23 protein-coding genes and 1 pseudogene are annotated in these 21931 nt (G+C 29.4%); 4 read left to right on the top strand and 20 right to left on the bottom strand.

Features of this window, described 5'->3' with window-relative positions; translation table 11 throughout:
• Positions 1 to 39: 39 nt before the first annotated feature.
• The gene (locus PXD04_RS18580) at positions 40 to 5433 is read right to left on the bottom strand and encodes a DUF4011 domain-containing protein (protein ID WP_323736310.1); all 5394 of its coding nucleotides are present in this window, start codon (positions 5431 to 5433) and stop codon (positions 40 to 42) included.
• Positions 5434 to 5596: 163 nt separating this feature from the next.
• Here PXD04_RS18580 and PXD04_RS18585 point away from each other — a divergent pair, with 163 nt between their 5' ends.
• On the top strand, positions 5597 to 5914 hold the full coding sequence (locus PXD04_RS18585) for a nucleotide pyrophosphohydrolase (RefSeq protein WP_323736311.1): 318 nt from the start codon (positions 5597 to 5599) through the stop codon (positions 5912 to 5914).
• Here PXD04_RS18585 and PXD04_RS18590 read toward each other — a convergent pair.
• From PXD04_RS18590 to PXD04_RS18635, 10 genes are all read right to left on the bottom strand, one after another.
• Positions 5907 to 7526, bottom strand: a complete 1620-nt coding sequence (locus tag PXD04_RS18590; protein WP_323736312.1) for a helicase HerA-like domain-containing protein — start codon at positions 7524 to 7526, stop codon at positions 5907 to 5909. The two genes, PXD04_RS18585 and PXD04_RS18590, sit on opposite strands and share 8 nt — an antisense overlap.
• A 58-nt stretch (positions 7527 to 7584) precedes the next feature.
• Positions 7585 to 8739, bottom strand: coding sequence for a MalY/PatB family protein (locus tag PXD04_RS18595; RefSeq protein ID WP_323736313.1), 1155 nt, complete (start codon positions 8737 to 8739; stop codon positions 7585 to 7587).
• A gap of 32 nt (positions 8740 to 8771) precedes the next feature.
• Positions 8772 to 8972, bottom strand: coding sequence for a hypothetical protein (locus PXD04_RS18600; RefSeq protein WP_323736314.1), 201 nt, complete (start codon positions 8970 to 8972; stop codon positions 8772 to 8774).
• Between the two features lie 74 nt (positions 8973 to 9046).
• The gene (locus tag PXD04_RS18605) at positions 9047 to 9367 is read right to left on the bottom strand and encodes a cupin domain-containing protein (RefSeq protein ID WP_323736315.1); all 321 of its coding nucleotides are present in this window, start codon (positions 9365 to 9367) and stop codon (positions 9047 to 9049) included.
• Between the two features lie 76 nt (positions 9368 to 9443).
• A complete protein-coding gene (locus tag PXD04_RS18610) occupies positions 9444 to 9995 on the bottom strand; it encodes an HNH endonuclease (RefSeq protein ID WP_323736316.1) in 552 nt (183 codons plus the stop codon).
• 145 nt (positions 9996 to 10140) lie between these two features.
• Positions 10141 to 10455, bottom strand: a complete 315-nt coding sequence (locus PXD04_RS18615; protein WP_323736317.1) for a TIGR04076 family protein — start codon at positions 10453 to 10455, stop codon at positions 10141 to 10143.
• 46 nt (positions 10456 to 10501) lie between these two features.
• Positions 10502 to 10966 carry a flavodoxin gene (locus PXD04_RS18620; protein WP_323736318.1) on the bottom strand — a complete coding sequence of 155 codons (465 nt, stop codon included), beginning with the start codon at positions 10964 to 10966 and terminating at the stop codon, positions 10502 to 10504.
• A 132-nt stretch (positions 10967 to 11098) separates the two neighbouring features.
• Complete coding sequence (locus PXD04_RS18625; protein ID WP_323736319.1) at positions 11099 to 11782, bottom strand: amino acid ABC transporter ATP-binding protein; 684 nt, start codon at positions 11780 to 11782, stop codon at positions 11099 to 11101.
• Between the two features lie 12 nt (positions 11783 to 11794).
• On the bottom strand, positions 11795 to 12445 hold the full coding sequence (locus PXD04_RS18630) for an amino acid ABC transporter permease (protein ID WP_323736320.1): 651 nt from the start codon (positions 12443 to 12445) through the stop codon (positions 11795 to 11797).
• 29 nt (positions 12446 to 12474) lie between these two features.
• Positions 12475 to 13281: an amino acid ABC transporter substrate-binding protein gene (locus PXD04_RS18635; RefSeq protein WP_323736321.1), complete on the bottom strand. Its 807-nt coding sequence runs from the start codon at positions 13279 to 13281 to the stop codon at positions 12475 to 12477.
• A 248-nt stretch (positions 13282 to 13529) separates the two neighbouring features.
• Here PXD04_RS18635 and PXD04_RS18640 point away from each other — a divergent pair, with 248 nt between their 5' ends.
• Positions 13530 to 14303 (top strand): exodeoxyribonuclease III, encoded by a 774-nt coding sequence (locus tag PXD04_RS18640; RefSeq protein WP_323736322.1) that lies wholly within the window; start codon positions 13530 to 13532, stop codon positions 14301 to 14303.
• A gap of 6 nt (positions 14304 to 14309) precedes the next feature.
• Here the strand turns inward: PXD04_RS18640 and PXD04_RS18645 are convergent, their stop codons facing one another.
• Positions 14310 to 14690 carry a nuclear transport factor 2 family protein gene (locus PXD04_RS18645; protein WP_323736323.1) on the bottom strand — a complete coding sequence of 127 codons (381 nt, stop codon included), beginning with the start codon at positions 14688 to 14690 and terminating at the stop codon, positions 14310 to 14312.
• Positions 14691 to 14807: 117 nt separating this feature from the next.
• Here PXD04_RS18645 and PXD04_RS18650 point away from each other — a divergent pair, with 117 nt between their 5' ends.
• On the top strand, positions 14808 to 15185 hold the full coding sequence (locus tag PXD04_RS18650; protein ID WP_323736324.1) for a helix-turn-helix domain-containing protein: 378 nt from the start codon (positions 14808 to 14810) through the stop codon (positions 15183 to 15185).
• Here the strand turns inward: PXD04_RS18650 and ung are convergent.
• The 4 genes and pseudogenes from ung to PXD04_RS23445 all read right to left on the bottom strand — a co-directional run.
• On the bottom strand, positions 15182 to 15853 hold the full coding sequence (gene ung, locus PXD04_RS18655; RefSeq protein ID WP_323736325.1) for a uracil-DNA glycosylase: 672 nt from the start codon (positions 15851 to 15853) through the stop codon (positions 15182 to 15184). The two genes, PXD04_RS18650 and ung, sit on opposite strands and share 4 nt — an antisense overlap.
• 6 nt (positions 15854 to 15859) lie before the next feature.
• The gene (locus PXD04_RS18660; RefSeq protein WP_323736326.1) at positions 15860 to 16330 is read right to left on the bottom strand and encodes a pyridoxamine 5'-phosphate oxidase family protein; all 471 of its coding nucleotides are present in this window, start codon (positions 16328 to 16330) and stop codon (positions 15860 to 15862) included.
• A gap of 19 nt (positions 16331 to 16349) precedes the next feature.
• Entirely contained in the window at positions 16350 to 16961 is a 612-nt protein-coding gene (locus PXD04_RS18665; RefSeq protein ID WP_323736327.1) for an HAD family hydrolase, read from the bottom strand.
• 35 nt (positions 16962 to 16996) lie between these two features.
• A pseudogene (locus PXD04_RS23445) lies at positions 16997 to 17149 on the bottom strand (DapH/DapD/GlmU-related protein); the annotation flags it as partial.
• A 518-nt stretch (positions 17150 to 17667) separates the two neighbouring features.
• Here PXD04_RS23445 and PXD04_RS18675 point away from each other — a divergent pair.
• Positions 17668 to 18192, top strand: a complete 525-nt coding sequence (locus PXD04_RS18675; RefSeq protein ID WP_323736329.1) for an acyltransferase — start codon at positions 17668 to 17670, stop codon at positions 18190 to 18192.
• Between the two features lie 2 nt (positions 18193 to 18194).
• On the opposite strand, the gene PXD04_RS18680 is transcribed toward PXD04_RS18675, so the two are convergent.
• From PXD04_RS18680 to PXD04_RS18695, 4 genes are all read right to left on the bottom strand, one after another.
• Entirely contained in the window at positions 18195 to 20276 is a 2082-nt protein-coding gene (locus PXD04_RS18680) for a hypothetical protein (protein ID WP_323736330.1), read from the bottom strand.
• An 85-nt stretch (positions 20277 to 20361) separates the two neighbouring features.
• Positions 20362 to 20676 (bottom strand): AzlD domain-containing protein, encoded by a 315-nt coding sequence (locus PXD04_RS18685; RefSeq protein WP_323736331.1) that lies wholly within the window; start codon positions 20674 to 20676, stop codon positions 20362 to 20364.
• A gap of 2 nt (positions 20677 to 20678) precedes the next feature.
• A complete protein-coding gene (locus tag PXD04_RS18690; protein WP_323736332.1) occupies positions 20679 to 21329 on the bottom strand; it encodes an AzlC family ABC transporter permease in 651 nt (216 codons plus the stop codon).
• 140 nt (positions 21330 to 21469) lie between these two features.
• The gene (locus PXD04_RS18695; protein WP_323736333.1) at positions 21470 to 21832 is read right to left on the bottom strand and encodes a winged helix-turn-helix transcriptional regulator; all 363 of its coding nucleotides are present in this window, start codon (positions 21830 to 21832) and stop codon (positions 21470 to 21472) included.
• Positions 21833 to 21931: the final 99 nt, after the last annotated feature.

Raw genomic sequence — 21931 nt, forward strand, 5'->3', positions numbered from 1 at the left:
ATCCTAAAACTTTTTTTTAAATAAAATAATAGATAAAAATTAAGTATTATCTGTTATGGTAACAATGGAACTATCATCAATACTTAACTTTCCTGAGAATCTTAGGTAACTGATTACTTCATTAATCTTGTTTGATGTTTTAGCAGATAATGATTTAAAACCAAATAGTTTTGATACTTCTTTACTTAACTGATTTATTTTTACAGATGAATTTAGTATAAGTACTTGGTTTATTGCTTCTACTATTTCATCATCAGAAATGTAGTCTATATTTGGTTTGTTTCTTTTTCGAACTGTTACATCTTTTTTAAATATATAATAATAATTATTTTTAACGTATATTTCATGTGATGTTTGTAATAATGTATTTATCATTGTATCGATTCTTGTTTTAAATTTTTTTGTTGCTTTTACGTTATATACTGTTTTTAGTCTATTGTATATTTCATTTCTATGTATTGGTGCTTCTGTTTGTATAATGTCTTCTATTATTTTAATTACTTGTGTTTCTGGTATTGAATAGAAGTCTTCTGTTTCTATTTCGTTTTCGTAGTATATGTATTGATTTTCTGTTGTTGCTTCTGTTTTTTCTACTTTTTTTACTTCTATTTTTGATTGTATTTTATCAGTTATACCCTCTTCTTTTTGAGTTTCCTGTTTGTCTTCTTCCAGTATGGCTTCAATTTGTTCCTTATTCTCTTTATTTTCTGTTTTATCTTCTTTTAGTGTTTGATTTGTTGTGTTTTGAATATTTTTTGGTTTTGGTTGTTCGTTTTTGTTGTCTGTTGTGTTGTTATTTTTATTTGAAGAAGGTCTTATTTCGCTAATATCTCGTATTTTTGGAGGACCTTCTACTTCATCCAATACTTCAAATATTTGTGCAAATTCATCTTTGGATTTATTAGGTTTATCTTCTAAGATATTGTTTTCTTGTTGGGATAATTCATTTTCTTGTACTTGATTATTACTTTCAATATTATTTTTAATAGCATCTATATTTGATTCATTTTTTTGTTTAATAACCTTGTTTTCAATATTAGAATTAACCCCCTCAATTTGATCAAGACTTTTAATTGAACTCTCATTCTTTTGTTTAATAGCCTTATTAACTGCCACTAACAATTTTTGTTTAGCACTTTCCCTGTTATGATACCAGTCAGTTGACCAAATCCTATAAAAATTCCATCCTAAACCTTCAAGAATGTTCTGACGTATCCTATCTCTTTCTCTTGCAGAAGAATAATTATTATACTCTGATCCATCACATTCTATTGCCAGAACATACTCATCATCATTGCTCGGATTATATACTGCCAAGTCTATACGATAACCCGCACAACCTACTCTTTTTTCAACATTAAATCCTTTATGTGTTAAGAAGTTATATACTGATTCTTCAAATTCAGAGTCAAATCCTTCTTCATCAACATAATCTGAAGGGAACTTACCATGCTCTGCATAATAAAGATATGTCTTAAGTACTTGAACACCCTTAGGAGTTCTAGGTGACAAATGCATATCAGCCGATTTGAAATTACAGAAAACAACACATTTTTCCTTTGCACGTGTAGTGAGAACATTAAGTCTTCGTTCTCCACCCTCATTGTTTAATGGACCAAAACTAATAGATAAGTTATGTTCATTATCAAATCCATAACCCACGCTTATAAGCATAACATCCCTTTCATCACCCTGAATATTCTCAATATTCTTTACAAAGAAAGATTTATCACCAGTAGTGTTAAAATATGGATCAAGTTCAGGATTTTCCTGTAACCTATGTTCTAACTCTTCCAGTATAGCATTCTTTTGTGCTACACTGAACGTTCCAATACCGAGACTTTTTGTAAAACCATATCTGCCAAAATGTTCTAAGGCATACTGTACCACTTCCTGAGCTTCTCCAATATTTTGTCTTGTTTTTCCTTTATCATAAACATTGTTTGGATTATATTGAAGTTTAAGTCCTAATTCCTTAGAATCTCTCATCGGTGAAGGATATATGAATAAATCATTGTTATAGAATTCAAGGTTTGAAACTGCTATTAATGATTCATGCCTACTACGGTAATGACATTTTAACATACGGTATGGTAATACACTTTTACAGAAATGCAGAATACTTTCAACATCTTGCACATGCATATCCTCAGCTTCCTGTGATTCTACATTAGTTTCAACATCAAAGAATGCTGTTGGTGGTAATTGTTTAGTATCCCCCATAATAATGTAATGTTTTCCTCTTAATAATGCACCTATGGCATCCTCAATTTTTACTTGACTAGCTTCGTCAAATATCACATAATCAAAGTAGGATTCATATGTTTTTGTATCAAGGTACTGTGCAATAGATAATGGACTCATAAGTAAGCATGGTTTTATATCTGTTACAGTATCCGGACATTCATTCAGTACTTGTCGTATAGACTTATGGTTTCGTTTCTTATTCATTTCATGAACAAGTATGCCCAGTTGTGATGTTGGTATTATGCTTCCGGCAATGTTTGGTCTCTTTGCATCCAGTATCTGTTTTACTCTGTATCTGTTAAGATTTATTGTTTCAAGATCCAATTCTTTAAATTGTTTAATGTTTTTCTCATAAATATTGGAGTTAAAGTTTTTCAGCACCTCACTTTTATCAAATACTTCTTTCAATATATTATTAGCAAAGTTATATTCAAATAATGGTACTATTGCCTCTGATTTAACTTTATCCTGCTTTATCAGGTTAATTAATTCTTTAGTGTACTTATCATTAAATTGACTGCAGTACGTATTGAATTGACTCCAATTACTTAGTGAGAGTATGTTTTCGGATATTCCTTGTATTAATTCGTTAAATTCCTGTATTCTTAATGAGTTAATGTTTCTTTTACTTAATTTATCTTTGAAGTGTAGTACTGAATTAAGATATTCATAGTCTTCAATTAATTCATTACTTGCCGTTTCCAAGTTATTTATAGAGAATTGTAATTCTCGTTTTGTATCCTCATCAACATTCAGTACTGTTTGATTATCGTTTTTTGCAAACTTAGAAATATTATCATATTCACTGACTAATTGTGCGAAATCTGTGTTAACATTATCCCATGACTTAAAGTATGATTTAGCAAGGGTGTTGTTTTCATCAATATAATTTTTCAGTTCTTTTTGATTGTTTAATGAATCTATTTTACTTTTTAGTTCATCCAGTGTCTTGAAATATTCTTTATTATATAATTTTGATATTTTATGGTTTATTTCATTGACTTCATCAAATACTCCTACTAATCTTTCAAGTACGTATATGAGTTTTTCTTCACTGATATTCTGGTTTATTGCATATGGTATTACTTTGTTTCTTACACTTCTTACATCATTATCCCATTTTAGTAAATTATCAAAGTCTTTTGTTATTGTTTCATCATTCACGTCTTGCAGGTAGTAACTTTTTAGTTCATTTTTGGATCGTTTATAATCCTTATTCATGAATTTTGTGAATGAATCCTTGTTTGATCTGAATTGATAAAATTTTTGATGAATATCTGGGTCATTTAATGCTTGTTTTACTGGTGACTCGTTTTTGAGTCTGTTTGCTTCTTTTAATTGAGATAATAGTACTTGTACCTCTAAATGGAACATTATGTCATATGATATTTCTAATGAATTTACCTGAATTATTAATTCATCAAATCTTTCCTTTATTGGTCCAATATCTATCTTTGTAATGTCAATAGTGCTGTTACTGTAATTATTCTGGTATTCTTGTACTGCATTTACTATTTCTTTGAGTTTTGTTTCATCTGACTGATAGTCTTGATCAGATAGTAATAGTTTTCCTTGTTGGATGAATTTCTTTATTCCAGAGTAATTTGTTGGCTTTTTTATTCCTGTTATTTGTGAGAATTTTTCAATATCGTCAACGATATTCCTCATGTTCACATCAATTTCGGATGATTTTGAGTTGATATTATCAACTTCATCAGGTGATATGTAATTAATGTTTGTATAGTTCCATGGGTTATTTTTAATAGGGTATATTAAATTGTAAATTTCTGCTATTGCATCTATATTTGATATTATTTCTGTACGTTTTTGTGATGTGAATTCTTTTAGATTTGGTAAGTTGAACTTGTAAACTTTTTGTCCTAACTGTTCTAATTCCTGATATTTATATTCATACATTCCTATTAAATCGTATATTGATAGATTAGTGTTTCCATATTTTGTTCTGATTAATTCTCTGTAATCGTTTAATGTTTGAATGGATTGTTTTAGTTTATCATAATCCTCATATTCTTTGACTTCTATCTTATCTTGTATTAAAGAGTTGTTTAAGTCATCCAGGAATGCTCTTTTACGGGTTTTATTACTATGTAATTCAAGACAATAATCCCCTAATCCTATGGTATCCATCCTCTTTTTTACTACATCAAGTGCTGCCATTTTTTCACTTACAAATAGTATTTTCTTATTGTTTGCAAGTAATTCAGAGATAAGGTTTACGATTGTCTGTGATTTTCCTGTTCCTGGTGGTCCTTCCACTACTAAACTATGTCCTTTCTTTGCATCTTCTATAACAGCTATTTGTGAAGAATCCGCATCTACCACATTATATACTTCTAATGGATTTAGTTCTTCATCAATCTTTTTTATATTAAAAGAGTCAAAGGATTCTACTTCACTTAGCCCGAATAATCTTCCTATTTCACTATTATTTATGTTTTCGGACCAGTTTTCTAATGTTAAGTCTTTGAACATTACAAATTTCTTGAAACTGAATGTGCTGACATACACTTTATCTAATACTGTCCATCCATCCTTAATTTCTATTTGACGTTTAACATCATTAATGTATTCCACTAAATCATTCTGTGATTCAATGTTTTCTCTTTCAGGCAGGTAAACTCCTTGATCTTGTAGTTTATGTTTGAGTGATAGGTTTAGTGATATGTCTTCTCCAGTCCAATGTAATTTAAATGGTGAACCTACAGAGCGTCTTGATAATTCTACAGGTACTAGTATTAATGGTGCTAAATGTGCAGAATTATCCTTTTGTTGAGTCCATTCTACAAATCCTAATGCTAAAAATAGATTATTATATCCTAAATCCTGTACACTTGTCCTGTAATATTGGAATAATGAAAATAATCTTTTCTGTAAATCTTTTTCTGAAAGTGTTGTTTGTAATTGTAACTCCTCTTGTTGATCTGTTTCAACTGGAACATACCATGTTTCGTCCTCTTGTTCTCCTGATGATTTGGGTAAAAAACTAAGTTTGTTTCTATTTGAAACTAATGAATTATATAAATCAGTTAAGTCTATATCAACAATAGGAATTGTTCTAGCAACTTCTTTAAAATTAAGCAGATTATTCCTTAAACCCATATCTAATAGGTTTTGTTGTAAAGTTGAGAATACATCATTAAAGTCTAAGTTAGAACGTTTTTCCATAAAATCCCTGTAAAAATGTGATGTTAAATATCTTTGTTAAATGAGTTAAAATTTTTTTGTTATTAAGAAATTATTCTATTATTTCATATGTTAGTAAAGAATAATAAAATTTTAGTATTGGAAACTGTAAACATTAGAATAGTGTGGATTAATGGTGATAATTATGAAGGAAGTTATTGACAGAATTATTAAATTTAGGGATGACAGAGATTGGAAACAATTTCAGACTTTAGAAAATTTGGCTAAATCAATATCCATTGAATCTGGTGAGCTTTTAGAAAACTTTCAGTGGGATGATGAATATGATGTTGAACATGTAGAGGAAGAATTAGCTGATGTGTTAATATATTCTTATCTTATGGCTATTACAATGAATGTTGATATTAAGGAGATTATGCTTAAAAAAATAGAAAAGAATGAGATTAAATATCCTGTTACTAAATGTAGGGGAAAATCTACTAAGTACACAGAACTTATTTAAATTTTAGTTGTCCGAAGAGTCCTCTTGTAATTTGTCTTGTTGCTTCTCTTACAATAGTGTTTGTTGCTGATTGTACTATTTTATCTATTTCTGATTTGCCTGAATTGCGTGAGGATCCAGTGTTTCTTCTTTTTGTGGTTGTGTTCGGATTGAAGTCAAGGTCATTTATTGTTTGTTGTATAGTGTCTTGTAGTGAGAATCCTTTCTTTTCTTCTTGTTCTGGTTGTTGATTGACTGGTTCGTGTTGTATTTCATGAACTTCTGGTTCCTGAACTACTGGTTCCTGTACAGCTGGTTCCTGTACTACCTGTTCCGGTACTGTTTCTTTTTTCTGGGATAATAATTCATATGCTGATTCTCTATCTATAGCTTGCACATACTTCTCCTTATTACATGAAATATTAATTAGTTCCTGTCTATATGAATCATCTATTGCACCATTATAACTTTGTGGTGGAATTATATCCACTTTTTCAACGATACCCGGAACTCCTTCCTCATCCAGCAAGGAAACTAATGCTTCACCTATACCTAAACTTGATATAACATCCTGCGTATTGAACGCCGGATTTGGTCTGAATGATTCTGCAGCAACTTTAACTGCTTTCTGATCTTTAGGAGTGTATGCTCTTAATGCATGTTGTATCCTGTTACCTAACTGTGAAAGTATTTCATCAGGTATGTCTGCAGGACTTTGAGATATGAAATATAATCCCACTCCTTTTGAACGAATTAATCTTACAATTTGTTCTATTTTCTTCTGGAATACTGGACTCATCCCATCAAATAATAAGTGTGCTTCATCAAAGAAGAATACAAATTTAGGTTTTTCTAGGTCACCTACTTCTGGTAAAGTTTCATATAATTGAGTGAGCATCCATAATAAAAATGTTGAATATAAATCAGGAGCTAATGATAGTTTAACTGCATCCAATACATTTATTATTCCTTTTTGTTCATCATCACATTGAATAAAGTCTTCAAGTTCTAATGATGGTTCTCCAAAGAAGTTATTTCCTCCTTGTTCTTCTAGGGTTAATAATGATCTTATTATTGTATTTGCACTTCTTGTTGATATACTACCATATTGTGATTCATACTTATCCTTATTTTCTGTTACGTGATTTATCATTATTTTTAAATCTTTGATATCAATCAGTAATAATGATTCTTCATCTGCTACTTTGAATACTATGTTTAATACTCCTTCTTGAGCTTCTGTTAGGTTTAGTATTTTGGATAGTAAATTTGGTCCCATTTGTGATATTGTGACTCTTATGGGTATTCCTTTTTCACCGAATAAGTCCCAAAATTCAACAGGGTATGATTTGAAATTGTATCCCTTATTTTTTAAATCATATTTTTCGATTCTTTCAGTGATTTTCTCATTTGCTTCTCCAATTTTTGAAAGTCCGGATATGTCTCCTTTCATGTCTGCTAGAAATACTGGCACACCCATGTCACTAAATGATTCAGCTATTGCCTTTAATGTTATTGTTTTTCCTGTTCCTGTTGCTCCAGCTATTAATCCATGCCTGTTTGCTAGCTTAGGTAATAGTGTCACGTTTTTATTTTCATTACTTCCTATTAGTATTGTATTTTCTGTGTACATACTTTTCCCCTTTATTTTTTGTAGTGTATTATGTTATCTCTTACTAAAATACTTTATTCTACAGATTATATATTGCTTCTTTAAGTCCATTTAATGCTTCTTTAAGCATTTCTCTTGGACATGCAACATTTAATCTGAGGAATTTATCTCCATTGTCTCCAAATTGTTTTCCTGGTGATGTGTAGACACCATATTCTTTGTTTAAATAATTGTTAAATTCTTCTGATTTAATGTTTAATTTTGTGCAGTCTAACCATAATAGGTATGTAGCTTCTGATGGTACTAATTTTATTTGTGGTATGTTTTTTTTAAGATATTCATCCACATATAATTTGTTTTGATAAATATATTCATTTAATTGTTTTAACCAGTCTTCACATTCATTAAATGCTGTTATTGTTGCAACTATGGCGAATAGATTTATATTTGATATGCTTTCTAATGTAAATCGTGTATTTATCATGTCGTATAAATTTTTGTTAGGTATATGAACTATTGAGCTTTGTATTCCTGCTATGTTAAATGTTTTTGTTGGGGCCATACAAGTTATTATATTATCATTGTTTGTTGTGATAGTTTCAAATGGTATGTATTGTTTTCCAGGATTTACTAGATCACAGTGAATTTCATCCGAGATTAGGATTACTTCATGTTTTTTACATAATTTGTCGATTTTTTGTAGTTCATCTGTATTCCATATTTTTCCTATGGGGTTATGTGGATTACATAGTATCATCATTTTTGTTTCTTTTCTTGATAATTTTTCTTCTAAATCTTCGAAGTTTATTGAGTAATTGGTTCCATCATATTCTAGTTGATTTTCTAATACTTTTCGGTTATTGTCCTGAATTACATAGAAGAATACATGATATACTGGTGTTTGTATTAATATGGTATCATTTTCTTCTGTTAATTCCCTGATTATACTTGATATTGATGGCATTACTCCTACTGAAGTGATTATTTCTTCCTGATTCATGGTGAAGTTATGTTTTCTTTTCCACCAGTTTATGTAGGATTCATAGTATTCATCTGGTATTAATGTATATCCGTATATTCCATGATTTACTCGTTGATTTAATGTATTTTGTATTTCTGGTGCTACTTTAAAATCCATGTCTGCTACCCACATGGGTATTTGTGTGTCTATGTAGTCCCATTTTACACTGTTTGTATTTCTTCTATCGGTTATTGTGTCAAAATCATATTTCATATTTTAACCTCTATTATTTGGAGTTGTGTTGATTATTTTTTTGATTTTTTCTCTAGATATTTGTTTAAAAGTTTTTTTGAGTATTCGTCTGTTTCTACTTTTTCTAAGTATTCGTCGAGGTTTTCTTCTGTTAAATGACTCTTGGATATTTTATTATTTTCTTCAGAATCTTTATTTGATTGTTCTATTTCTAGGTCTTTAATTTTGTTAACTAATTTATTTGTTTGGTTCATGTTATATATTATGGAATTATATTATAAAAAAAATTTTGTTAAAAAAGGAGTGATTGTTGGTGGAGATTTTGTTTTTAGGATTTTATCATTGATAGTATCATTTTAAATCTTTCTTTGGCGTGTAATGCGTGTGGTATATTTGCTGGCATTATTATTATTTCGCCTTGTTTTAGTGTGTACTTTTTTGAGTCTATTGTTAGTTCTAGTGTTCCTTCAAGTACTTGTACTAGTGCATCGAATGGTGCTGTGTGTTCTGATAGTCCTTCTTCTTTATCAAATGCAAATATTGTGATTGTTCCTGTTTCTTTTTTGATTATTTCTTTACTTACTACTGCTTTTTCTTGGTATTCTACCAAATTTGCTAGTTCGAATATGTTTGCTGTTTCTAATGACATTTATTTCACCTTTTTTAGTTGTTTGTATATGTAGACAAATATTTAAGTTTTTGTTACTTTGGTGGTTAATATTTTTTCATATTATTAGTTCTAATTCATTTTTGTTTATGTGGGCTATTATTCCTTTTGTTTCTAGTTGTTTTATTTCGTGTGTTATTTTTTCATTATTTATTCCATATTTGTTTTTTAGTTGTGTTATTAACCATTTGTATGGTATTTTTGTATCTGCAAATTTGCTTGTTTTGATTTCTTGGAGTATTGTGGATTTGATGTTATTATTTTGTAATGGTTGTATGTTTTTGGAGTTTGTGGGTAATGATATTGTTTCTTTGTATCCGTTTGAGTAGTTTATTTCCATGTTTGTTATATTGTATTGGTTTTTTAAGAGAAATTGTGTCCAGGTTATTGCATTTACTTCATTGTATTGTTTATGATAGTTGTTGTGGCATTTTTTGCATAATGTTATTCCGTTGTTTAGTTCTGTTGTTAAATAGGGGTATTGGCTTATTCCGAATATGTGATGTGCTTCTAGTTCTTTTTTTGATCCACAGAGTATGCATCGTTTTGAGTCTCTTTTTTTAATGTCAGATGCCCACATTTTGGATATGAAGTATTTGTTGTTTGTCATTTCTTCCTCCATATTATTATATTTTTTATTATTTTTAATTTTATAACATATATTTTATAGGTTATTTCGATATTTATTAAAAATTATATAATAATATATAAAAAATGATATTAATATTTTACTAAAAAAGTAATAAAAATGTGGGTTAATCAGCATCTTCATCCAATGCCTCAATATAAAAACTAACCGGCCTAAAACCATCATTACAAGAAATCATAGCAGACCTACTATCCTTCATCCAACCATCATAAATATTCTCCCCACCATAAGCAAGAGTCATAACAAATGAAGAAATACTTTCCCATGCACTATCACAAAAATCATCAGGCTTTTTCCAACCATTAGCAATAAAAACCATACCCTCCCTCATATCACAGGGATTCTCTAAAGGATTTTCATATTTTTCAATCAAATCATCATAACAAGCTTTTCTAACAACAGTAATCTTAACTTTCTTCATAACCACCACCCAAAAAAAATAGAGAATAATAAAAAAATAATAATAATTAATTAAGCCATTCCCCTATTTCATCATCAGAAACACTTCTAGTTAATCTTTTAGCATCCACCCAATTATTTTCAGGATAAGCAGATTTAAGATCATTAAAAGAACCTGTTTCACCAGTAGAACCTGAAGTTACAAACACATAAATATTTTTATCACAAATATTATTCTCTTCAATAAATGTGTTAATTATAGTCGGAGCCGTATACCACCACACAGGAAATCCAAGAATAATAGTATCATAACCTGTGACGTCAATTTCAGATTCTATTTCCGGCCTAGAAGATTTATCATTCATTTCAATACTTGACCTACTGTTTTTATCATTCCAATTTAAATCAGCACTAGTGTATAACTGTTTAGGAACAATTTCAAAAATATCTGAGTCAACAACATTGTGAATCTTTTCTGCGATGCTTTTTGTTACACCACTAGCAGAGAAATATGCGATTAAATTTTTTGTCATAAATATCACTTCTATTATTATACAATATATTATTTGTAATAATAGTTAAAAAAAGTTATATAAAAAAATAATTCAAAAAAAAGATGTTACAAGAAAAGATATTTCTTGTTTATAAGAAAAAAAGTATTCTATTTAATCATAGAATTTTCCGAGGAATTCTTTCATCCTAGTATTTTCTGATGAAAATACTTCTTCAGGTGTTCCATTTTCTATGATATATCCATCATCCATAAATACTATCGTATCTGCAACATTACGTGCAAAAGTCATTTCGTGTGTAACTATAACCATAGTCATTTTTTCAGCTGCTAAATCCTTAATTACCTTAAGAATTTCACCAGTTAATTCTGGATCTAATGCTGAAGTTGGTTCATCAAAGAATAATATATCAGGATTCATTGCTAAAGCTCTTGCAATAGATACCCTTTGTTGTTGTCCACCAGATAATTCACATGGATAAGCATCTTCCTTATCAGATAAATCCATCTTTTTAAGTAAACTTCTAGCTTCCTCGTATACTTCTTCTTTATTTCTTTTCTGAACTTTTAGTGGAGCGTTAGTAATATTTTTCATTACTGAATGGTGTGGGAACAAGTTAAAGTTTTGAAATACAAGACCAAATGTTCCGTCAAAATTTATTTTTCCACTATCATATGTTTCCAAGTTAGTTACACATCTAAGAAGGGTGGATTTTCCTGAACCTGATGGTCCAATTATACATAAAACCTCACCTTTATTGACATCAAGAGAAATATCTTTTAGAACAACGTTCTCATCAAAACTTTTCTTAAGATTTTTTATTTCTAATAAACTCATGATATCCCTCTCTTAATCATAATAACTTAGTCTTTTTTCGAAACGTTCCATTATAAATGCTACTATTACATTGAATACATAATAGAACACACCTGCTACTAGTAATGCACTGATTGATGCATCTGCTGCAGCAATTTGTTTTGCTACTGTGAACATTTCAGGAATTGCAATTACGAATGATAATGATGTATCTTTAACGAGTGTTATGACCTCATTTGTTATTGAAGGTAATACTATCTTGATTACTTGAGGTAATATAATAATAAAGAATGTTTCTATTCTATTATATCCTAGTACCTGTGCTGCTTCATACTGTCCTTTAGGAATTGATTCAATTCCTCCCCTAAATATTTCTGCAAAGTAAGCTGCATAGTTAATTGAAAAAGCAATGATAACTGCTATCATCCTGTAATCAGGTGATAACGTCATTCCAAAAATATAGTAAGGTCCAAAGAATACTACTATTAACTGTAGCATCAATGGTGTACCTCTCATAATAGAGATGTAAATTTTCATTAACCATTGTAGGGGTTTAAAACTACTCATTCTTCCCCCAGCGATAAGTAATCCTAGAGGAATAGAGAATAATAAGGTAAGTAAGAATATCTCTATTGAAGTAATCATTCCTTCAGATAATTCAGAGATAACTGTACTTAATAACATATTATTATTCGCCTATAAATTTTAAATATTTATTTTGCATCAGATATTAATGATTCAGGAACTCCGTAATCAGCATATTTTTCTGCTATTTTTGCGATGGTTCCATCTTTTTGCATTTCATCTAAAGTAGATTGTACTTTATCTTTTAAATCATTATTACCTAATTTGAATCCAATACCATAATCTTCTGATGTGATATTTTCTCCTAATATTTTGTAAGTGCTTTCACCATGTTGTTTTACTTGGTATTTTGCGGTGTTATAATCCATTGCTACTGCATCACATGCTCCAGAAGCTAAGTCGTTGAATGCTGTGTTATAATCTGCAATTTCTACTAAGCCTTTGAATGTGTCTGCAATTGTTTTATTGTCACCTTTAAGTGCACTTAATGCTGAGGAATCTTTTTGTGTTTCCACTTGTTTATCTTTTAAGTCAGCTAAACTGTTAATTCCAGCATCTGATTTTACAACTATAACTTGTTTGTTGTCTATGTATGGTTTAGACCATGTGTATTTGTCTTTTCTTTCATCAGTTATACTGAATCCATTCCAGATACAGTCAATTGTTCCGGAACTTAGTTCGCTGTCTTTTGCATCCCAGTCAATTGGTTGTGCTTTGAAAGTCCATCCATTTCTTTTACATACTTCTTCTGCTAATTCTAAATCAAATCCTGTGTAGGATCCATTATCTGCTTTAAATCCATAAGGAGGGAATTCTGCATCAAAACCTACGATAAGTGTTTTATCATCATTTGCAGAAGATCCTTCAGCACTTACTACTGCTACTAATGCGAGGATAAGTACTAAAACTCCTATTAATATTCCTATTTTTTTCATTTAAAAAACACCATATATAATTTATAATATGATTAATAGAAAAGAAATCTAATCTATTGATAATAGTTATGTTTCTTTCAATATTTATTTATTAGCATAAATACTCAGTAAAAAATTTTCATTACTTATCTAATTTTTTAAAAATTATTTAAAGTAATATTAATATAATAAAAAATATTATCATAAAAAGAAAAGATAAAAGAATTAAAAAACAAAGTATAACCATAGTTTTATAGAGGAATAAATATATGTCAATAAAATTAGTATCATGGAATGTAAATGGAATACGAGCAGTAAGTAAAAAAGAAGAATTCTGGACATGGTTTGAAAATACTGATGCAGACATCATAAATTTTCAGGAAGTACGTGCAGAAGAAGAGAAAATACCTAAAAAGCTATTAAACACTGAAGGTTTCTCCCATCATTTTAACGAAGCAGAAAAAAAAGGTTATAGTGGTGTTGGAACATATACTAAAATTGAACCCGTCAATATAGAAAAGGGACTGGGAATAGAAGAATTAGATAATGAAGGCAGAGTTCTTAAAATAGAATATCCTGACTTTATCCTATTTAACATATATTTCCCAAATAGTGGTACTGGTGCTAAAAGACTTGACTACAAAGTAGAATTCTGTGACGCATTACTTGATATTGTTTTAGAGTTGAAAAATAGTGGAAAAAATGTTGTGATAACTGGTGATTATAATATAGCACATCACCCAATTGACGTGTATAATCCAGCAAATTGTGAAGGAAAATCAGGTTACTTACCGGAAGAAAGAGCATGGCTTGATAAACTGGAAGAAGCAGGATTTGTTGATACATTCAGAATGTTTGATGAAGGAGAAAACAATTTTACCTGGTGGAGTTACCGTACACGAGCAAGAGATAGAAATGCTGGTTGGAGACTAGATTATTTCTATGTTAACGAAGAAATTAAGGATAATGTTAAAAAGGCAGAAATATTAGACCAAGTATTTGGTTCTGACCACTGCCCTGTAACATTAGAACTAGAATTTTAGAAATAATTAATTAATTGTATCAGAATTCTGATTATATGCTTTTGCCACACATTTCCATTCGCCATCCATTTTCAGAAGTAACAATGCATCAGTAAAATCTATTCTACCTCCCCATCCTTCTTCTAAAACACGGACAACTGCTAATGTTTCTTCAAGTAATAACACATCAATTCTTGCATTGAAGTTATCACCTGCAGATACTGTATCCACATTATTATAGAACTGTTCAATAGAACCATGTTCTAATTCACCATCAAGATATCCGAACAATACAGCTTCGTCGATAAATAATTCTTTAGCATAAGTACTGTCTCCTTCTGCTACACTTTTAACAAATTTCATTGCAGCTTTTTCAACTGCTTCATATTCTTCAATTTTTGATCTCATAACTTTTTACCTCTTACACAGAGTTTATTAGAGAAACTATAATTATATTTTGTAATTCCAGAATTACCAAATATATTTTTAAATGATAGAATATAATAATAGAATATAGGTGTAGTTATGAAGAATGAGGATATTTGTCCAGTAGTTGATACATTAGAATTTTTTAATAGAAAATGGATTTTATGTATACTTATGGACATGTTCAGGGGAAATAAACATTTTTCAGAGTTTCAGGAATCAAATCCGTCCTTAAATAATTTTACTCTTGCTCAAACATTGAAATACAGGGAACAGAATGATTTAATCATTAAAATTCAAGATGAAAATAATAGATTAAATACTGAATATCTATTAACATCAAAGGGTAAAAAAGTGAATAAAATATTATATGAAATGACATTATTTTCACTGGAAGAATTAGAGTGTAGTAAATTAAGTTCTGATAAAAAAGAAGAAATATTAAAAGAGTATAAAGAATCACTCGGCATTAATTAAAGTTTCCAATTTATTTCTTCTATATTGTTTTCTTTTAAGAAATTGTTTGCTAGTTTGAAATGATTACATCCCATAAATCCTCTTCTTGCAGAAAAAGGGCTTGGATGGGATGTGATAAGTACTAAATGATTCGGATTTGAGAGTAATTCTTTTTTTTTCTCTGCTTGTTTTCCCCATAACATGAATACGATGGGTTGTTCTTGTTTATTTATTTCTTTAATAACATTATCTGTGAATTTTTGCCATCCACATTTGCTATGTGAGTTTGCATTTGATTTTTCTACTGTTAACACGGTATTTAATAAGAACACTCCCTGTTTTGCCCATTTTTCTAGACAACCATTATCTGGTATTTCATACCCATATTCGTCCCTAATTTCTTTGAAAATGTTTGATAATGATCTTGGTATTGGTTTTCCTACAGGAGTTGAAAATGATAAACCATGTGCTTGTCCAGGTTCGTGATATGGATCTTGACCTAATATCACTACTTTTATTTTAGATAATGGTGTGAACCTAAATGCGTTGAAAATATCATCATATGGTGGGTAAATTGTTTTTGTTTCATATTCTTTTTCAACAAATGCTTCTATTTTCTGGAAATATAAGTGTTTATATTGTTTTTCTAGAAATTTATCCCAGTCATTATTTAGTTTTTTATTTAACATTTTTCATCACTTTTCTGTTACAATTTTTCCAGTCATATGGTCTATTTCTAATTCTAGTACTAATGCATGGTCAAATGCTGCGTCCATTTCCATCTTAGTATATTCTTTTGATGGGAAATATTTATCTCCCAATATGGTTAATTTTTCATATTTCTCCTTTTCATCTTCGATTATACGTATTTTACCAAAGACTATTACACTCTTGAATATATAGTACCATTCATTTTCTACTTTTTCGCCTTCATTTATTACACTGAATGATACTTTGTCATGTTTTTTTATGGAATCTACTTTATGTCCTTCCATTGCTGAGTGAAATATTATTTTTTTATCATGATATACATAGTTCATTGGTAGTGTGTAGGGATATTCATTTTCTCCACTTACTGCCAGAAAACCTCTTTGTTGATTTTCTAGAATTTGTATGCATTCCTTGTTGGATAGTTCTTGTTTGTTTCTTCTCATCTTTCTGAACATGGTACCAATACCTTTTAGTTTATATTTCTAGTAGTTGATTTATGTCATCTATTATTTTTATTGGATATTCGTCTTCGTATGTTTCTTTGTTTCCTTGTCCCCATGTTACTATTACTGCATCTATATCCACGTTCTTGGCTGTTTGTATGTCTTCTTGTTTGTCTCCTATGTATAGTATTTCTTCTTTGTTGTATGAAACATCATTTAATATTCTGTTTATTACCACTGGTTGTGGTTTAAATCCTCCATCTGGAGTGTATCCTGTTATGTGTGTGAATGGTATTTCCTTAAAAAACTTTTCAACATATTCATTTAATTGTTTTTCTGACCTATTTGAGCATATTGCTACTTCATTACCTTCACTGGTTAATTGTTTTAATACTTTTTTTACTCCGGGATATGGTTTCGTGTATTTCTTTTCATCATTTTCTAGATTTTCGCCATAAGTTACTAATACATCCATATCTTCTGTCATATTTGTCGTGAAATCTGTATAATCTATATCACTTAATGATTCATATTCATATTCGGGTAGATTATGTTGTCTGAGTGCTTTGTTATATGCAATTACTGAATCATAGAATGTGTTTACTAGTGTTCCATCAAAATCAAAGATATAATATTTTTTCATAAGAAAACCTTTACTTTTTTTTATCCAGTTTCTATTTTTTTAATAATTTTTGCAGGTACACCAGCAACTACTGTGTTTTCAGGAACATCTTTTGTTACAACTGCTCCTGCAGCTACTACAGCTCCGTCACCAATTGTAACTCCTTGAAGTATTGTTACATTAGAACCTATCCATACTTTGTTTCCTAACCGTATTGGTTTTGGATGTAAATTTCCTCTATGTTCAGGATTCATTTCATGATTTAATGTAGCAAAAACAGCATTATGTCCTATAAGACAATCATCACCTATGTATATTCCTCCCTGATCCTGCATTTTACATCCAGCATTTATGAATACATTTTCACCAATATGAATATTTTTTCCACAATCAGTATTAAATGGAGGTATTAAACGTAATGTATCATTTACTGGTTGATTTGTTAGTTCTGAGAACATTTCTCTTATTTCTTCGAGTGTATGGTATTCATTGTTTATTTTCATCGTAATTTTAAGTGCTTCCTGTAACATTTCATCAAAAAACACATGATCTTCTGAAGTTGAGTCTATTTCTTTCTGGTTTTTCATATCTTCATAGAATTGTTCTAAATCCATATAATTAATCCCCTATTTTCGTTATTTATATGTTTATTTAACCATATATATAATTATAAGAAAAAAATATATTGGTATGATATAATATGAATTGTGAAGAAGTACGTGTAGATATGAGAGAGATGTCTGGTGAAGAATTACAGCAAGCAATTAAAATGAACGAAATTGTATTTAAGCTAAATAACACAATGCCAGGCAGTGAAGAATATAACAAATTGTTAAAAGAGCTTCTTGGTGATAATATTGGAGAAAATAGTAACATTGTTGCTCCAATATCCGGAGCTGCCTATGACCATATTAAGATAGGCAATAATGTATTTATTAACAGTAATTCATTATTAATGGCCAGAGGTGGAATAACTATTGAAGACAACGTGATGCTTGCAGCTAACGTTCAGGTTATTTCTAACAATCATGATGAATATGACCGGCAGGTACTTACATGTAAACCAGTACTAATTAAGGAAGGTGCTTGGATTGGAGCAGGTGCTACAATATTACCCGGAGTAAGTGTTGGTAAATATGCTATTGTGGGAGCTTGCGCTGTGGTTACTAAGGATGTGCCGGATTATGCTGTTGTAGTGGGCACTCCTGCAAGAGTTGTGAAAACATTAGATAAAGAAAAGTTTGAAAAATAAGTTTAGAAGAATTTATCTAATGTTATAACATTATTATTATTCTTTCTTTTTTTACTATCTTTTATTATGTTATATGCTCTTTTATAGTATTTTCTTTGTATTCTTCCATTTATTCCTGTTAAACTATAATGTTTAAATATGTCATTAAATACTTCAATCACATCATATTTTTGTACTTTTAATAAGTCATTGTCTAGGAATTCGTAAGCATTATTTATTGCATCAATTACTTGTTCATTAGTAAAATGTCCTTGAAAATCATTTAATACATCCCAGGACAATTTTTCTACCGGTTTATAGTATGGAATATAATGTGAATCAATAAAATACATGTTTAGATTTATTATTACGATTTTAACTTCATTTTCCAAGAACTTTGTAAAATCATTAGTGTAAGTGTATGTTTGTGATTGAGCTATTAAAGATTCAACTAATTGATCATGATTTTTGCTTTTTATAGCCATTTCTATGTGTTTTTGGAAAAAATTTATTACATTATCAAAGATATCATCATTTTTACTTTTTTGTATATAATCCTCATATTCTTCATATATGAACTTTTGAAGTATATTGTTAAGTATATCCATGTGCCTGTTTTCTTTAAAATAATTTTGACCCTTCTGTGTTAATTCGAGTATGTCTGATTGGATATTTTCTAATGGTACTTCCTTTTTGATTCTTTGTATTAATTCATACTTTGTTCCTGATATTTTACAGTTATGTTTTTTAAGAATAGCTTTTAGTTCTTTATTTAAGTAATTTGTTGCCTCGTTTTCCCATTTTTTTGGATTCATATTGAATGTTACATATTCTTCGTTTATCATATAATTTTGAAGATCTTTATAATTTAAGTTATGTTCTCTTGCAATGGTATGAAATATTTCATCACCATAATTATGGAACATTAATTTTTTTATTACTTCAAATGTTGCTAATTTAGTTAAATATTCTGCATTATGATAGCCTATCTTCTCTTTTTTACCTGTTAAGGAATGTTTATAAGATTGTTTTTCTTTTAACATATATTCATATACATATTTTTCTTCTGTTATTTCATCTAAGTCAAATAATTTGTATCCACAGGTTGTACAATAGTTTTCAAGGAAAGGCTTGTTTTCAAAGCAGTATGGGCAGTACTCTCCAATAATAGTTTTCTTAGTTATTCCTGTGTTTTTGTTATTTATTAAGTATTCTAGTCTTAGTTGTATGGAGTCTTGGTCTACCTTATTTGTTCTTAGTTCTAATTGGATTTGGTTTTGTATATTTCTTGCTTCTTTTGAGGTTATTATGTTTTCTTCAATGTTTTCTTTTAATATTTGTGATGGTGAATCAACTGTTCCTATTATTTCTTCTATGCTGTTTTGTTTCCTTGGAAGGTTGTGTCTTAGTAGGAATAACCATCGTTGGATTTCCATGTCTTGATCTATAATAGTGGAAACTATGTCATCAAAATAGTTTTCTTCCATGTTTTTTCGTGCAATTTCACATTTATTCTTATCTTCATCACGTATGTTTGTATAATATACTGTGAAATTTGTTTTATTGAAAATTTTGAAGGATAATGTTGCACATATGTTTGGATCATAGAGGTTTGTTTGTTTGAGTTTGTCCTGTTTTTCTTCTGTTTTGTTTGATTGTGCTGTTGATAGTTGTATGTAGAAATTTATTGCACTAACTAGTAGTGTCTCGTTTAATTGTTTTGCATATCCTAATTTTATTAATACATCAACTAATAGTTTGTTTGGTTCATATATGCTTATTCTATGAGCATTTTCATATTCTTGTTTAATTTCTTTTGAGAATAATCTATATCTTCTGTATCCTTCTAGTATATAGATATTTGTTAGTAGTTTATGTGATTTGTTAAGTTCATTGTATGTTACAAAGCCCACTACTTTTTCATTAAAGATTAATTCCTTAAACTGATCGCATTCGTTTAATCTTATTTTAAAACTACTATTATTTATTGACTCATAGATGTATGAATAATCCTTTTTTAGTAGTTCTATGATGTTAATTTTTGTAGTATTTTTTTCTATGGTTTTTCCACCATTTTCTCTGTATTTGAAATCAATATTTGTCATAGGATATAACCAACCTTTTATGTATTTAGTTATGTAAGAAATAGAATTAATAATGTATAGATTAGTAAAAATATGAAAAAAAAAGTTAAATTAACGGTACAATAGAGTACACGGCAATTAATATGATTACTGTTAATATTACTATAGCTCCTAATGGTACTTTCTTCCAGGCCATTCCTGCTGCTACTATTGCACCTATTAGTCCAATATACCATAATTGATTATCTACTGTTAGAACTCCTGGTATAATCAGAGCACTTAGTGCTGTGTATGGTATTAAGCCTAGAAATTTTTCCTGTTTTCGGGTGAAATTTATTCGTCCAACAAATATTGCTGGTATTAGCCGGGGGATAAATGTTACAATAGCACATCCTAGTATTATGAGAGTTACTGTGTCCATTATTATTCACTTACTCCTTCAAATTCGTTTAATATATAATCATCATCTACTATGTACACTCCTATTAATGCACCTAGTAATGTTGCTACGATTAATGACCAGTTTCCTATGATAAATTGTAGAACTATGTTAATTAATGCTGTTACCAATACAAGTAAACCAATTTGCTTATTTTCCTTAATTGAAGGTACTAATATTGCAACAAATAATGCATATAATGATATGTTGAAACTGTTTGCTACTATTACTGGCAGTAAGTCTAGTATAATGACTCCTATTATTGCACCAAGTATCCATGATAGCCATGATGTTAAGGATATTCCTATGTATGTCCATATGGATGAATCTTTCATTAATGAAAAAAGAGCGAATGATTCATCAGTTACTAAGTGGGCAGATAGTGCATTTAATAGTGGTGATGATTTTTCTGCCTTGTTATATACGCAGACGTTCATTACAAAGTATCTTAGGTTAACTACAAAATTAGTAAGTATTATTGCTATTGCACTTGCTCCATTTGCTAGCATGGATGCTGCTATTATTTCGCCTGCACCAGCATATACAAATATTGAGAAGGAGACTGTTTGTAATGGATTGAATCCTGCTTTTATTGCTAGAGCAGCATAGCCTATACCCATTGGTATGTATCCCATTGTTATTGGGATTGCTTTCTTAAATCCATATATAAATTCACTTTTTCTTGATGTTATAGTAATAACTCCTTAATATAAAAATAGATATATGTTTAAAATAGTATAAATATTTTATTTTTAATTTAATTTATTCTATGACATCAAGGTTTGATACTTAATATTTCTTTGTATTCTGTTTCTATTTGTTTTTTTAGTTTATCACTACGTAAATCGTCTTCTAGAACATATAATCCATACATTACCATTTCATATAATACTTTATTGAATTTTTCTCCTTTTGGTGTTAGATGGTATTCTGATTTCTTATTTGAATTTGTATTGGTTATTTTATATATTAGTTCTTCTTTTTCAAGAAAATTTAAGGTATCTGTTAAAACTACATTACTTAATTCTGGTTTATCCTCTTTGAATTCGCTGAAGTGTGTTTTTCCCATGAAGATATCCTTCAATATTCCAAACACCCTTTTCTGCTTAGTAAATTTATTACTCCATTTACTGGACATGCTTTTTCACCAGGTTTTCCTACCAACATATCTATCTCCCTATTAATATATTGTTTTAAATGATATATCAAAAGATAGTTAGTTTAAACTAATAATTTA

Source organism: Methanosphaera sp. ISO3-F5 (genome assembly GCF_034480035.2).
Taxonomy (GTDB): Archaea; Methanobacteriota; Methanobacteria; order Methanobacteriales; family Methanobacteriaceae; genus Methanosphaera.

Bases quoted from the DNA above. Each gene is read 5' to 3' on its own strand.
- PXD04_RS18580 (WP_323736310.1), bottom strand. From the start codon at position 5,433: ATGGAAAAACGTTCTAACTTAGACTTTAATGATGTATTCTCAACTTTA.
- PXD04_RS18585 (WP_323736311.1), top strand. From the start codon at position 5,597: ATGAAGGAAGTTATTGACAGAATTATTAAATTTAGGGATGACAGAGAT.
- PXD04_RS18590 (WP_323736312.1), bottom strand. From the start codon at position 7,526: ATGTACACAGAAAATACAATACTAATAGGAAGTAATGAAAATAAAAAC.
- PXD04_RS18595 (WP_323736313.1), bottom strand. From the start codon at position 8,739: ATGAAATATGATTTTGACACAATAACCGATAGAAGAAATACAAACAGT.
- PXD04_RS18600 (WP_323736314.1), bottom strand. From the start codon at position 8,972: ATGAACCAAACAAATAAATTAGTTAACAAAATTAAAGACCTAGAAATA.
- PXD04_RS18605 (WP_323736315.1), bottom strand. From the start codon at position 9,367: ATGTCATTAGAAACAGCAAACATATTCGAACTAGCAAATTTGGTAGAA.
- PXD04_RS18610 (WP_323736316.1), bottom strand. From the start codon at position 9,995: ATGACAAACAACAAATACTTCATATCCAAAATGTGGGCATCTGACATT.
- PXD04_RS18615 (WP_323736317.1), bottom strand. From the start codon at position 10,455: ATGAAGAAAGTTAAGATTACTGTTGTTAGAAAAGCTTGTTATGATGAT.
- PXD04_RS18620 (WP_323736318.1), bottom strand. From the start codon at position 10,966: ATGACAAAAAATTTAATCGCATATTTCTCTGCTAGTGGTGTAACAAAA.
- PXD04_RS18625 (WP_323736319.1), bottom strand. From the start codon at position 11,782: ATGAGTTTATTAGAAATAAAAAATCTTAAGAAAAGTTTTGATGAGAAC.
- PXD04_RS18630 (WP_323736320.1), bottom strand. From the start codon at position 12,445: ATGTTATTAAGTACAGTTATCTCTGAATTATCTGAAGGAATGATTACT.
- PXD04_RS18635 (WP_323736321.1), bottom strand. From the start codon at position 13,281: ATGAAAAAAATAGGAATATTAATAGGAGTTTTAGTACTTATCCTCGCA.
- PXD04_RS18640 (WP_323736322.1), top strand. From the start codon at position 13,530: ATGTCAATAAAATTAGTATCATGGAATGTAAATGGAATACGAGCAGTA.
- PXD04_RS18645 (WP_323736323.1), bottom strand. From the start codon at position 14,690: ATGAGATCAAAAATTGAAGAATATGAAGCAGTTGAAAAAGCTGCAATG.
- PXD04_RS18650 (WP_323736324.1), top strand. From the start codon at position 14,808: ATGAAGAATGAGGATATTTGTCCAGTAGTTGATACATTAGAATTTTTT.
- ung (WP_323736325.1), bottom strand. From the start codon at position 15,853: ATGTTAAATAAAAAACTAAATAATGACTGGGATAAATTTCTAGAAAAA.
- PXD04_RS18660 (WP_323736326.1), bottom strand. From the start codon at position 16,330: ATGTTCAGAAAGATGAGAAGAAACAAACAAGAACTATCCAACAAGGAA.
- PXD04_RS18665 (WP_323736327.1), bottom strand. From the start codon at position 16,961: ATGAAAAAATATTATATCTTTGATTTTGATGGAACACTAGTAAACACA.
- PXD04_RS18675 (WP_323736329.1), top strand. From the start codon at position 17,668: ATGAGAGAGATGTCTGGTGAAGAATTACAGCAAGCAATTAAAATGAAC.
- PXD04_RS18680 (WP_323736330.1), bottom strand. From the start codon at position 20,276: ATGACAAATATTGATTTCAAATACAGAGAAAATGGTGGAAAAACCATA.
- PXD04_RS18685 (WP_323736331.1), bottom strand. From the start codon at position 20,676: ATGGACACAGTAACTCTCATAATACTAGGATGTGCTATTGTAACATTT.
- PXD04_RS18690 (WP_323736332.1), bottom strand. From the start codon at position 21,329: ATGGGATACATACCAATGGGTATAGGCTATGCTGCTCTAGCAATAAAA.
- PXD04_RS18695 (WP_323736333.1), bottom strand. From the start codon at position 21,832: ATGTCCAGTAAATGGAGTAATAAATTTACTAAGCAGAAAAGGGTGTTT.